The 13,184-nt window shown below is 65.9% G+C and carries 10 protein-coding genes; 9 read left to right on the forward strand and 1 reads right to left on the reverse strand.

The window, feature by feature from the left end:
• Nucleotides 1–98: 98 nt before the first annotated feature.
• The 9 genes from GA645_RS08900 (at nt 99) to GA645_RS08940 (ending at nt 12,372) form a co-directional block, all read left to right on the forward strand.
• Nucleotides 99–950 (forward strand): LysR family transcriptional regulator, encoded by an 852-nt coding sequence (locus GA645_RS08900; RefSeq protein WP_152221911.1) that lies wholly within the window; start codon nt 99–101, stop codon nt 948–950.
• Nucleotides 951–1,693: 743 nt separating this feature from the next.
• Nucleotides 1,694–2,749 carry a putative 2-aminoethylphosphonate ABC transporter ATP-binding protein gene (locus GA645_RS08905; protein WP_152221913.1) on the forward strand — a complete coding sequence of 352 codons (1,056 nt, stop codon included), beginning with the start codon at nt 1,694–1,696 and terminating at the stop codon, nt 2,747–2,749.
• Nucleotide 2,750: 1 nt separating this feature from the next.
• Nucleotides 2,751–4,454, forward strand: a complete 1,704-nt coding sequence (locus GA645_RS08910) for a putative 2-aminoethylphosphonate ABC transporter permease subunit (protein ID WP_152221914.1) — start codon at nt 2,751–2,753, stop codon at nt 4,452–4,454.
• 120 nt (nt 4,455–4,574) lie between these two features.
• A complete protein-coding gene (locus GA645_RS08915; RefSeq protein WP_152221917.1) occupies nt 4,575–5,600 on the forward strand; it encodes a putative 2-aminoethylphosphonate ABC transporter substrate-binding protein in 1,026 nt (341 codons plus the stop codon).
• A 130-nt stretch (nt 5,601–5,730) separates the two neighbouring features.
• The gene (locus GA645_RS08920; RefSeq protein WP_152221919.1) at nt 5,731–6,861 is read left to right on the forward strand and encodes a TIGR03364 family FAD-dependent oxidoreductase; all 1,131 of its coding nucleotides are present in this window, start codon (nt 5,731–5,733) and stop codon (nt 6,859–6,861) included.
• A gap of 159 nt (nt 6,862–7,020) precedes the next feature.
• Nucleotides 7,021–8,043, forward strand: coding sequence for a transporter (locus tag GA645_RS08925; RefSeq protein ID WP_152221922.1), 1,023 nt, complete (start codon nt 7,021–7,023; stop codon nt 8,041–8,043).
• A 150-nt stretch (nt 8,044–8,193) separates the two neighbouring features.
• Complete coding sequence (ppk2, locus tag GA645_RS08930) at nt 8,194–9,111, forward strand: polyphosphate kinase 2 (protein ID WP_152221924.1); 918 nt, start codon at nt 8,194–8,196, stop codon at nt 9,109–9,111.
• A 434-nt stretch (nt 9,112–9,545) separates the two neighbouring features.
• Complete coding sequence (locus GA645_RS08935; protein WP_152227990.1) at nt 9,546–10,784, forward strand: glutamine synthetase family protein; 1,239 nt, start codon at nt 9,546–9,548, stop codon at nt 10,782–10,784.
• 253 nt (nt 10,785–11,037) lie between these two features.
• Nucleotides 11,038–12,372, forward strand: a complete 1,335-nt coding sequence (locus tag GA645_RS08940) for an MFS transporter (RefSeq protein WP_152221926.1) — start codon at nt 11,038–11,040, stop codon at nt 12,370–12,372.
• Between the two features lie 57 nt (nt 12,373–12,429).
• On the opposite strand, the gene GA645_RS08945 is transcribed toward GA645_RS08940, so the two are convergent.
• Nucleotides 12,430–13,179: a flagellar brake protein gene (locus tag GA645_RS08945; protein WP_152221928.1), complete on the reverse strand. Its 750-nt coding sequence runs from the start codon at nt 13,177–13,179 to the stop codon at nt 12,430–12,432.
• Between the last annotated feature and the right edge of the window lie 5 nt (nt 13,180–13,184).

A 13,184-nucleotide genomic window follows, 5' to 3' on the forward strand; every position in this document is an offset into this window, starting at 1 on the left:
GGTCTTGAGCGCTGTGGACACGCGGCCGGTCCTTGTTCCAGCAGCGTGGAAATGCCTGGAAACGTGCTGATGATTTTATCAACGAGCGGGTCTAGCGAATGCTGAGTGCCGAACTGAAGGCGTTCTACCGGGTGGCGAAACTGGGCAGCATCACCCAGGCGGCGAAGAAGCTCGGCCTGAGTCAGCCCACCGTTACCACGCAGGTCCGCAACCTGGAAAGCCAGTACGCGGTGGAGCTGTTCTACCGTGGCGGTCGCCGCCTGACCCTGAGCGATGAGGGCGCGCGCCTGCTGCCGATGGTCGAGGCGTTGCTGCAGCAGGAAGCCGACATCGAGTTCTACCTGCGCAATTGCGGGCAGATGCAGGGCGCGCTGCGCATCGGCGCCACCTCTCCTTATTACGTGCTCGGCCTGATCAAGACCTTCCGCGAACGTTATCCACAGATCGAGGTATCGGTGGAGATCGGCAATTCCCAGCAGGTTCTCGAAGCGCTGGTGGAATGCCGGGTCGACCTGGCGGCGTCCTCGCAGCAGGTGGACGACGCACGCCTGACTCGCGTGGTGCTCGGCAGTGACCCGCTGGTGCTGGCGGTGCACCGCAGCCACCCGCTGGCGATGCAGCAATCGGTGGCCCTGGGTGATCTGCGCAGTCACTGCCTGCTGATGCGCGAGGCGGGCTCCACCACCCGGCAGCTCACCGAGGCGATGCTGCAGGAAGCCGGGGTGACGCCGGCCTCGATGCTGGAGATCGGCAGCCGCGAATCGATCCGCGAGGCGGTGATCCGCAACCTCGGGGTGAGCATCATCGCCCGCCAGGAGGTGCCGGATAATCCGCAGTTGTGCGTGCTGGAGATCAACGGCGCGCGGCGGATCGACGAGTACCTGTATTGCCTGAAGGATCGGCGGCAGGCGCGGTTGCCGAGTGCGTTTCTGGCGCTCGCCCAGTCGTAGAGCCGACACCCTGTAGGAGCGGGCCATGCCCGCGATCAGCCGGCAGTGCTGGCGTCTGCCTTGGCTGTGCTGCTCCGGCCTGGGCATTTCTGCGCCGCTTTGGCGTGCGCGCGGACTTCTTGTTTCGCCCCCTCGGGCGACCCACTTTGGCAAACGACCCAAAGTGGGCAAAGGTCTTGCCCCTGACATCCGGTTTTTCGCTTGGGGCGAAAAATACCCTCGTTGAATCGAAGCTTCAGGGGCACGCCGCGAAGGACCATCCCTGGCCCATCGCGGCTCTCGCGGCATCCATGCCGCTCAACCCCTGAAACTCCGCTTCAACGAGGCCTCCTGAACGGGGCCGTTCGGCGTGCGCTGACGTTTCTCTGGAAGTCCTAAAGTGCCCAAAAGCGAAAGTGCCCGGTGCACGCAGGGCTGGCTTCTGTAGGAGAGACGGGGCGCCTAGCCCTTGTCTGCGAAATCCCTCGCGGATGAGTCCGCTCCTGCGGGGAAATATCTCGACCTAGCGCCCGCGTAGGAGCGGACTCCGTCCGCGATCCGCATCGCAGCCTTGCAGCGGGAATAACTGCTCACTCCCGCCTCTACGCAAATTTTTTCATCCCCATACCAAAATCTGCCTATGGATCTATCGGTGCACTTTTCGTCATCGCAATAGAGCCGTCGCATTCGCTCCCTAGCATGAGCCTCGTCAAGTCACGTCGCCGCCCACGGCGGCGTGGACCAAAAGAACACGAGGTACCGCCATGCACACGACCATCGCCGGCACGCCGCTCAGCGTGCGCCACATCCGTAAACGCTTCGGCCAGTTCGTCGCCCTCGACGGCGTATCGCTGGACGTCAAGGCGGGCGAACTGGTCTGTCTGCTCGGCCCGTCCGGTTGCGGCAAGACCACGCTGCTACGCTGCATCGCCGGCCTGGAGCGCCAGGATGAGGGCACCCTGCACCTGGGCCAGCGCGATGTCTCGCAGCTGCCGCCGCAGGCGCGCGACTACGGCATCCTGTTCCAGTCCTACGCGCTGTTCCCCAACCTGACCGTCGAGCAGAACATCGCCTACGGCCTGGCCAACGCCAGCAAGGACGAAGCCCGCCGTCGTGTCGCCGAGATGCTCGAACTGGTAGGCCTCTCCGGCAGCGAGAAGAAGTACCCCGGCCAGCTCTCCGGTGGCCAGCAGCAGCGCGTGGCCATGGCCCGCGCGCTGGCGCCGAGCCCGTCGCTGCTGCTGCTCGACGAGCCGATGTCGGCGCTTGACGCCCGCGTCCGTGAGCACCTGTGCGGCGAGCTGCGCCAGCTGCAGAAGAGCCTGGGCATCACCACCGTGATGGTCACCCACAACCAGGACGAGGCCATGCTGATGGCCGACCGCATTGCGGTGATGAACCACGGGCGCATCGAGCAGTACGGCACCGCCCAGGAGATCTACAGCAGCCCGGCTACCCCCTTCGTCGCCGAGTTCGTCGGCCAGGGCAACTGGCTGCCGTTCGAGCGTGGCAGTGATGGCCATGCCCGTGTCGGTAGCCTCAGCCTGCGCCTGCAGAACCAGGCCGCGAGCGCCTCGGGCCGGCTGTTCTGCCGCCCGGAGGCGATCAGCGTGAACCCGGCGGTGCATCAGGAAAACCTGTTCCGCGCGCAGATCCGCGAGATCACCTTCCTTGGCAACCGCTGCCGCATGAGCTTCGAGCTGGAGCAACTGCCGGGCCATCCGCTGCTGGCGGAACTGGCGCCGGAAGACATGCCGCGCCTGGGCACCCCGGATATCTGGGTGTCCCTCCCGCCGCGCAGCCTGCAGGTGTTCGCCTGAGATGGATGCCGTGGTGAATCACAATCCGGCGCTGTCCGCCGGCAAGCTCCGTGGCGATCTGGGTGATCGCCTGTTCGTGCGTGGCGGCAAGTACCTGCTGCTGGTCCTGCTCACCGTCGCGGTTCTGTTGCCGCTGCTGGCCATCTTCTGGCGCGGCTTCAGCAGTGCGGCGGGGCAGGGCGGTGGCCTTGTCGCCATGGGCGAGCTGCTGCGCAGCGACAACTTCCACTGGCTGCTGGGCAACAGCCTGAAGGTCTCGCTGAGCGTCGTCGCCATCGTGGTGCCCCTGGCCTACGCCTTCGCCTACGCCCTGCAGCGCACGCTGATTCCGGCCAAGGGCCTGTGGCGGGGGATTTCCCTGCTGCCGCTGCTGGCGCCGTCGATGCTGCCGGGTATCGCGCTGATCTACCTGTTCGGCAACCAGGGCCTGCTGCGCGGCTGGGTGCCGGACAACATCTACGGCTTCTGGGGTATCGTCCTGGGCGAAGCCATCTACACCTTCCCCCACGCGCTGATGATCCTGCTGTCGGCGCTGTCGCTGGCCGATGCGCGCCTGTTCGATGCCGCCTCGAGCATGGGCGCCAGCCCCTGGAAAGCCTTCTGCAGCATCACCTGGCCGGCCTCGCGCCAGGGCGTGTTCGCCGCCTTCTGCCTGGTGTTCACCCTGACCATCACCGACTTTGGCGTGCCGGTCGTGGTGGGCGGCGATTACCAGGTGCTGGCGCTGGAAGCCTACAAGGCGGTGGTCGGCCAGCAGCAGTTCGGCCGTGGCGCGCAGATCGGCATGATCCTGCTGTTGCCGGCAGTGCTCAGCTTCGCCGTGGATACCTGGCTGCGTCTGCGCCAGCGCGAAGCCATGAGTGGTCGCGCGCAGGTCTACCATCCCAAGCCGTCGCGCCGCCGCGATGCCGCTTTCCTCGCCATCGTGCTGCTGATCTGCGCGGTGCTGCTGGGCGTGCTGGGCATGGCCGTGTACTCCTCGCTGGTGAAGTTCTGGCCGTACAACCTGTCGCTGTCGCTGTATCACTACGATTTCGACACCACCGCCGGCGGCGGCTGGCTGGCCTACCGCAACAGCCTGACCATGGCTGCCTGCACCGCGATCACCGGCAGCGCGGTGATCTTCACCGGCGCCTACCTGATGGAGAAAACCCGCGAGCAGCAATGGCTGAACCAGCTGCTGCGCATGCTCTGCTTTGTGCCGATGGCTGTTCCCGGCCTGGTGCTGGGCCTGGGCTACGTCTTCTTCTTCAACCTGCCGAGCAACCCGCTGAATGTGTTCTACGGCAGCATGGCCCTGCTGGTGGTGTGCACCATCGCCCACTATCTGACCACCGCGCAGATGACCGCCACTGCCGCGCTGCGCCAGCTCGACGGCGAGTTCGAGGCGGCCGCGCTGTCGCTGAAGATGCCGCTGTGGCGCCACTACCTGCGCGTCACCGTGCCGATCTGCCTGCCGGCGCTGCTGGACATCATCCGCTACCTGTTCGTCTCGGCGATGACCACGGTGTCGGCGGCGATCTTCCTCTACAACCCGGACACCATCCTCGCCGCCGTCGCCGTACTGAACATGGACGACTCCGGCAACGTCGGCGGCGCGGCCGCCATGTCCACCCTGATCCTGTTCACTTCCGCCGCCGTATCGCTGCTGTTGGCCGGCGCCTCGCGCGGCCTGCTGCGCCGCTCCCAGGCCTGGAGGAAGTAATGGCCCACCGGTTTCTACGTTGCACCCAAGTAGCGCTTCACCTGCCGCACTGAACACCAACCGTCGCACTGATCGTCATCCCCGCGAACGCGGGGACCCAATGGATAAAAGGAGCTCCACATGTTCAAACGTCTTGCCCTCGCCGCTGCCGTGGTTGCCGGTTTTGCCGTTCAGGCGCACGCCGCCGACACCGAGCTGACCGTCTACACCGCCCTGGAGCCGGAACAGCTGACCGCCTACAAGCAGGCCTTCGAAGCCGAGAACCCGGACATCAAAATCAAGTGGGTGCGTGACTCCACCGGTATCGTCACCGCCAAGCTGCTGGCCGAGAAAGACCGTCCGCAGGCCGACGCCGTATGGGGCCTGGCCGCCTCCAGCCTGGCCATCCTCGACCAGCAGGGCATGCTGGAGAAGTACGCGCCCAAGCACCTGGACGCCATCGGCAAGAACTACCGCGACCCAGCCAACCCGCCGGCCTGGGTGGGCATGGACGTGTGGGCCGCCACCATCTGCTTCAACACCGTCGAAGCTCAGAAACTGGGCCTGGAAAAGCCCGTCAGCTGGCAGGACCTGACCAAGCCCGAATACAAGGGCAAGATCGTCATGCCGAACCCGGCTTCCTCCGGCACCGGCTTCCTCGACGTTTCCGCCTGGCTGCAGACCTTCGGCGAGAAGCAGGGCTGGGCCTACATGGACGCCCTGCACGAGAACATCGGCCAGTACGTCCACTCCGGCTCCAAGCCGTGCAAGCTGGCCGCCGCCGGCGAATTCCCGATCGGCATCTCCTTCGAATACCCGGCCGTGCAGCTCAAGCGCCAGGGCGCGCCGCTGGACATCGTGCTGCCGAAGGAAGGCCTGGGCTGGGAGATCGAAGCCACCGGCATCGTCAAAGGCACCCAGCATGAAGCCGCCGCGAAGAAGCTCGCCGACTTCTCCGCCAGCCCCAAAGCCATGGAGCTGTACAAGGAAAACTTTGCCGTGCTGGCGCAGCCGGGCATCGCCAAGCCGCAGACCGAACTGCCGGCCGACTACGAGCAGCGCCTGATCAAGAACGACTTCGCCTGGGCCTCGAAGAACCGCGACGAGATCCTGACCGAGTGGCGCAAGCGCTACGACGGCAAGTCGGAGAAGGTTGCGCAGAAGTAAGCGCGTGAGCCCTCTTTCCAGCGGGAAGAGGGCGCCGCCCCGCAGATGCGGCTGTCACATCGTTGAACCCTCGCGCTTGCTGCGATCTTCGCGGCAGGCGCGACGGGCACCTCGCAAGAAGGATTCTCCCATGACCCAGACCCACTGCGACGTCGCCATCGTCGGCGCCGGCATCCTCGGCCTTTCCCACGCATACGCTGCCGCCCGCCGCGGCCTGTCCGTGCGCGTCTTCGAGCGTACCGCCACGCCGCTGGGAGCCTCGGTGCGCAACTTCGGCCAGGCCCTGGTCACCGGCCAGCCGCCGGGCGTGATGTCCGACCTGGCGCGGGCCAGCCGGTCGATCTGGGCACACTGGGCCGAGCGGGCCGGGTTCTCCTTGCGTCGCAATGGCTCGCTGCTGTTCGCCCGCACCGAGGCGGAGGAGGCATTGCTGGAAGCCTTCTGCGCCGGTCGCGCGAAGGAGCAGGATTACAAGGTCGAACTGCTGCGAGGCAGCGCGCTGAACGACCTCTACGAAGGCCGCTTCCGCCATCACCGCGCGGCGCTGCACGGCTCCGACGATCAGCAGCTGTATTCCCGCGAGGCGCTGCCGGCGCTGATCGATTACCTGCACCGCGAACTGGGCGTGCAGTTCCATTTTTCCACCCTGGTCCGCGACGTCGATACGGGCGTGTTGCGTACCACGGCGGGCACCTTCACCGCCGGGCAGGTGATCGTCTGCTCCGGCCACGACTACCAGACCCTGCTGGCTGAGACCATTGCGCCGCTGCAGCCGCAGGTGTGCCGCCTGCAGATGCTGCGCGCGCGTCCGCAGGTGGATTTCGGCCTCGGCCATGCCGTGCTCACCGGGTTGAGCTGCGTGCACTACGGCGCCTTCGCCGACCTGCCGGAAGCCGCGGCGATTTGGGCGCAGATCCGCCGCGAGACGCCGGAGCTGGAAGCGCAGGGCATCCACCTGCTGATCAGCCCGACTCCTTACGGCGAGCTGATCATCGGTGACTCGCATCACTACGGCAGCGATGCCGCGCCGTTCAATGCCGAGTTCGTCGACCAGCTGATGCTGGCGCTGGCCGAGGACACCCTGGGCATGCGTGTCGAAGTGGTCGAGCGCTGGCAGGGCGTCTACGGTTCGCGCGGGCCGGGACCGTTCTCCGTGCTGCAGGCGGCGGACGGCGTCACCGCCGTGCTGATGCATACCGGCGTGGGCATGAGCGTCGGGCCGGAGCTGGGCGAGCGGACCATCGCCGGGCTGTTCGGCTGAGGGCTGTCATGGGGCTGTCATCTGCCCTTCATTGGTCTCTGTTAACACCAAGGGTGCGGGCAACTTGCTCTTCGCAGGAGCGAGCTTGCTCGCGAACCTTCGCCGCGCTGTTCGCGAGCAAGCTCGCTCCTACAATGGTTCGGCAGCCCGGAGCTCCATGTGAACCACAGCATCGTCCAGAGCCATCAGGATTCCGACCTGTTCGGCCTGCTCTATGGCTTCAGCTTCCGTCCCGGCCAACCCGGCCTGGAAATCGATTCGCCCACCGCCTTGCAGCGCCTGCGGGAACCGCGCGCGGAGGATGAGTTCCTCTGGCTGCACCTGAACCTGGCGCACGCGGCCTGCGAGCGCTGGATGAAGTCGCACCTGGAACTGCCCGACTACTTCTTCGAGACCCTGCGCGAAGGCTCGCGCTCCACTCGCATCGAGCACGTCGACGGCGCGCTGCTGGCGGTGGTCAACGACGTGGTCTTCGACTTCGGCAGCCGCATGTCTTCGGATGTCTCCACCCTGTGGGTCTGCGCCCGTGGCCGCCTGCTGGTCACCGCCCGCGCCCAGCCGTTGCGTTCGGTCGATACCCTGCGCTCCTCGGTCAAGCACGGCGAGCGCTTCCGCTCGCCGCTGGAGTTGCTGGTGCACTTGCTGCGCGACCAGGGCGACATCCTCACCCGCATCCTGCGCGAGACCAGCATAAGCGTGGACCGTATCGAGGACCAGCTGCTGTCCGCACGGCTCTCGGTCAACCGCGCCGACCTGGGTGCCATGCGCCGTGTGCTGGTGCGTCTGCAACGTCTGCTGGCGCTGGAACCGGGCTCGTTGATGCGGCTACTCAACCGCCCGCCGGAATGGCTGAAGGAAGACGACGTGCGCGTGCTGCGTGAGGCCACCGAAGAATTCTCCCTGGTGATCAATGACCTCACGGCGCTGGGCGAGCGCATCAAGCTGCTGCAGGAAGAGATCGCCGCCAAGATCAACGAGCAGAGCAACCGCACCCTGTTCACCCTCACCGTGGTCACGGTGCTGGCGCTGCCGATCAACATCATCGCCGGCTTCTTCGGCATGAACGTCGGCGGCATTCCGTTCTCCAGCGATCCGGAAGGCTTCTGGATCCTGGTGGTGCTGGTCGCCAGCTTCACCGGTCTGGCGGGGCGCTGGGCGTTTCGCAAGCGGGATGATTACTGAGGCGATCGGCCGCTTCCCCGTAGGAACGCGCCATGCGCGCGAATCGCGGGCATGGCCCGCTCCTACGGGGTCAGCCCGGCAAGATCGCTGTCACCAGCCTGACACCGCCCCGTCCTAGTCTGGCGCCAGAGAACCCAGCGAGGCTCCGCCATGTCCCTGACCGACGAATCCGTGATTCTGCGCATCCACCGCGAACTGCTCGACCAGAGCGATGAAGAGCTGGAGCTGGAATTGCTCGAAGACGTCCGCAGTCTCGATGAGCTGTTCGACGAGAGCGCCGACGTCGATGAGGCGAAGATGGCGCGCCGTCGCTACTTCAGCGAGTTGTTCCGCCTGCAGGGTGAGTTGGTGAAGCTGCAGAGCTGGGTGGTGAAGACCGGTCACAAGGTGGTGATCCTCTTCGAAGGCCGCGATGCGGCGGGGAAGGGCGGGGTGATCAAGCGCATCACCCAGCGCCTCAATCCGCGCGTCTGCCGTGTCGCCGCGCTGCCCGCGCCAAACGACCGCGAACGCACCCAGTGGTACTTCCAGCGCTACGTGTCGCACCTGCCGGCGGCAGGGGAGATCGTGCTGTTCGACCGCAGCTGGTACAACCGCGCTGGGGTCGAGCGGGTGATGGGCTTCTGCTCCGACTATCAGTACGAGGAGTTCTTCCGCAGCGTGCCTGAGTTCGAGCGCATGCTGGCGCGCTCGGGCATCCAGTTGATCAAGTACTGGTTCTCCATCTCCGACGAGGAGCAGCACCTGCGCTTCCTCAGCCGCATCCACGATCCGCTCAAGCAATGGAAGCTCAGCCCCATGGACCTGGAGTCCCGCCGGCGCTGGGAGGCCTACACCAAGGCCAAGGAAATCATGATCGAACGCACCCATATTCCCGAGGCGCCCTGGTGGGTGGTGCAGGCCGATGACAAGAAGAGGGCGCGCCTGAACTGTATCCAACACCTGCTGGGCCAGATCCCCTATGAGGACGTCGAGCATTCGGCGGTGGTCCTGCCGGAGCGCCAGCGCCACCAGGACTACTCGCGCACCCCGACACCACAGAGCATGGTGGTGCCGGAGTTCTACTGACGACCCACTGCTCCCCGTAGGAGCGGGCCATGACCGCGATTCGCGCGTATGGCGCGCTCCTACGGTTCCCTTCCAATTTCAGCCTGAAGAGCGCGATCTGGCAGGAAGGAGATTTTAAGTCTCCCGCGCCGGGTTCCTCATTTGGCGCCGTGCATCCCCTTGGGAGAGGGCCATGTCCGCAATTCACGCACATGGCGTGCTCCTACAGCCAGCTTCCGTGTTTCCTTCAGGGTGCGCTTGAAATATCGAACGAGCGGTGCGTATTTTGTACAGGCAGCGCACTTTTGCGCCGCCTCCTGTTACTAAGACAAGAAGTACAAGGATAAGAAGTCATGAGTAGCGATCTGCGCAGCCCGCTCGCCGAGCGTCTGGCTGGAGTCGAAGAGATCGAGTGCGTCACCCCCGACCTCAACGGGGTGCCGCGTGGCAAGGTGATGACCGGGGAAGGTTTCCTCACCGGCCGCCGCCTGCAACTGGCGCGCGGCGTCCTGTTGCAGTGCATCATGGGCGGCTACCCGCCCGCGCGGTTCTACGGCAGCGACGATGGCGACCTCGCCCTGGTCGCCGAACCGACCCAGATCCACCGTCTGCCCTGGAGCGACGAGCCGCGCGCCTTCGCCATCTGCGATGCGGTGGAACTCGACGGCCAGCCCTCCGGCCTGTCCACCCGTGGTCTGCTCAAGCGTGTGCTGGCGCGTTACGCCGAGCGCGGCTGGAGCCCGGTGGTGGCCACCGAGCTGGAGTTCTTCGTGTTCGCGCCCAATTCGGACGCCAACGAACCCTTCCAGGCCCCGCTCGGCCCGGACGGTCGTCGCGAGATCGGCCACTCGGCCTTCAGCGTGTCTTCCAACAACGGCCTGCGTCCGTTCTTCCAGGACGTCTACCGCTGCATGGCGGCGGTGGGGCTGGAGCGCGACACCTTCATGCACGAGATGGGCACCAGCCAGTTCGAGATCAACTTCCTGCATGGCGACCCGGTGCTGCTGGCCGACCAGACCTTCCTGTTCAAGCACCTGCTCAAGGAAGTCGCACTCAAGCACGGGCTGATCGTGGTGTGCATGGCCAAGCCGCTGGCGAAGACGCCGGGCAGCTCGATGCACATCCACCAGAGCATCGTCGACCGCGATGGCCGCAACATCTTCACCGACGCCAACGGCGATGCCACGCCGGCCTTCCGCCACTTCATCGGTGGGCAGCAGGCGTGCCTGGCGGACTTCACCCTGCTGTTCGCGCCGAACGTGAACTCCTTCCAGCGCCTCTGCCACCCCTACGCATCGCCGAACAACGCCTGCTGGTCTCACGACAACCGCGCCGCCGGCCTGCGCATTCCGGCGAGCGCGCCGGTGGCCCGTCGCGTGGAGAACCGCCTGCCGGGCGCCGACGCCAACCCCTACCTGGCCATTGCCGCCAGCTTGGCCGCCGGCCTGCATGGCATCGAACATGCGCTGGAGCCGACCGAGGCGATCCAGGGTGAGTTCGAGGTGCCCGAAGCGCTGCTGCTGCCGTGCACGATGTACGACGCCCTGCAACGCCTAAAGCACAGCCAACTGGCGCGCGAGGTGTTCGGCAACGAGTTCATCGATGGTTACACGGCGACCAAGTCGATGGAGCTTTCCAGCTTCTTCGACGAGATCACCCCGTGGGAGCGCCGCGTGCTGGCCGCCCAGGCCTGATCCGCTGCGCGTGCACGCCGATACAGCCGTGCCGGAATACCGGCTCGGCTGCGATCGGCGGGCATTTCTCCGGCATCCTCGTTCATCCCGCCGTCATCCTTCAGAATGCCTCGCAACACGCTCCGCGACCCGCTCTGTTCCAGGCCCGGCAGGCCTCTCGACGCGCCGTCTGGCAAGCTCTAAGGTGTCACGGCAAGTCCCGCTTTCCGTCACCCGGGGACCGTCCCGGGGTTGTCTTGGGCCAGGAGGTCCGATGCTCCGGATCGTCACCGCTTTTCGTGCTCTGTACTTCGCCGCTGTCATGCTCCTGACCGGTTCCGGTCTACTCAGTACCTACCTCGCTTTGCGCCTCGGCGCGGAGAAGGTCGATGGGCTGTGGATCGGCGCCATGATGGCGGCCTACTACCTCGGCCTGGTACTGGGCGGCAAGATCGGCCACCGGCTGATCGCCCGCGTCGGCCATATCCGCGCCTACGTCGCCTGCGGCGGTTTGGTGACGGCGGCGGTGCTGGGCATTGGCCTGTTGCCCTGGCTGGGTTTCTGGCTGGTACTGCGTACCGCCATCGGCCTGGGCATGATGTGCCAGTACATGGTCATCGAGAGCTGGCTCAACGAACAGGCCGAGGCGCGCCAGCGTGGCCTGGTGTTCGCCGGCTACATGGTCTCGTCCTACCTCGGCCTGGTGCTCGGCCAGCTGGTGCTGGTGGTGCACCCGGGGCTGGGGCCGGAGCTGCCGATGATGATCGCGCTGTGCTTCGCCATGTCGCTGATTCCGGTGGCGATCACCCACAAGGTTCACCCCGCGCCGCTGCGCCCGGCGCCGCTGGAACCACGCTTCTTCCTCCAGCGGGTGCCACAGTCGCTGACCACGGTGCTGGTGTCGGGCCTGGTGATCGGCGCCTTCTACGGCCTGGCGCCGCTCTACGCCTCACAGCAGGGATTGAGCACCGAGCAGATCGGCCTGTTCATGGGCGGCTGTATCTTCGCCGGCCTGCTGGTGCAATGGCCGCTGGGCTGGCTGTCGGACCGCTATGACCGCGCCGTGCTGATCCGCAACGCGGCGATCCTGATGCTGCTCTTCGCCTTGCCGCTGGCGTTTCTGCCGATGCTGCCGCTGCCGGACATGTCGCTGTCCCTGGCGCTGCTGCTGCCGATGGGCTTCCTGGTCTGCCTGGTGCAGTTCACCCTCTATCCGCTGGCGGTGGCGTTTTCCAATGACCATGTGGAGGGCGACCGCCGCGTGTCGCTGACGGCGATGCTGCTGGTGACCTTCGGCGTCGGCGCCTGTATCGGGCCGCTGGCGGCTGGCGCGCTGATGAAGCTGTTCGGCGCGAACATGCTCTATGCCTTCGTCTGCGCCTGCTCGCTGATCCTGATCTGGCGCGTACAGCCGGAGAAGGTCAGCGGCATGCACCGGGTCGACGAGGCGCCGGTCAAGCACGTGGCCACGCCGGACAGCATGGTGTCGTCGCCGCTGTCGGCGGCGCTCGATCCGCGGGTCGATGGCCGGGCGGTGGCGGAGCAGATGAAGGGCACCGACAGCTTGGTGGCGGCGCCGGAAGCGGAAGAGGAAAGCCGGCCCGCATAAGGGCCGTGGGGAAGGGCGGCAAAGACTTGCCGCCCGGTTCTGCCGTTGGGCTGGAACCTAGAACAGCTCGTCTTTCTCGAAGCGCCGGGCTTCACGCTGCAGTTGGTAGACGAAGCGCTCGATGTTGCGCTGGACCAGGCCGCTGACCTGCTGGAAGCGTAAACCGGCAAAGCTGACGCCGACCTTTTCCTCGAAGTGCACGTGGCGCAGTTCCACCTCCAGGGTGATGGCGCCGATGGGCAGGCGGGCGGTGAATCGCTCGTAGACCTGTCCTGGTTGCAGGCGATCAGTGGCGTCGCCGTCCAGGCGCACCTTGCAGCCGGTGGCGGAGATATCGATCAGGCTGCCCTTGAGCGGGGCCTTGAGCTTGTCACCGGCGATTTCCACCGCCACCGGCTGGCTCTGGCTGACGCTGGCGCGGAAGGCGTTGCGGCGCTGGTGGTAGAGCACCTCGTCCGGCACTGGCAACCAGTAGCAGCGGGCGCCGTCGATCTCGGCGAAATAGGCGTTCTGACTGGACTGCCAGGCGATGCGCACACCCTCGTGGAAGGCCTCGATGCGGAATGACTCGCCGTTCTGCAGGAAGCGCTCGCCGTCGTTGGGGATGAGCTCGTCCAGGGCGATCAGATTGCGCTCGCGGTTGACCTCGACGACGAAGCTCTGGAAGCGCTGGGTGCGCCCTTCGAAGGTGACCAGCAGCGGATCGTGGCTGTCCATGAGCGTGCGCAGGCTGGCATGGATCTCCACCGGAGCCTTGAGCATCTTCGGTGGTTGAGGGCCGTTTTCCTCGACAAACAGGTTGGCCACGGTCC

Source organism: Pseudomonas sp. SCB32 (assembly GCF_009189165.1).
In the GTDB taxonomy this organism is placed as follows: domain Bacteria; phylum Pseudomonadota; class Gammaproteobacteria; order Pseudomonadales; family Pseudomonadaceae; genus Pseudomonas.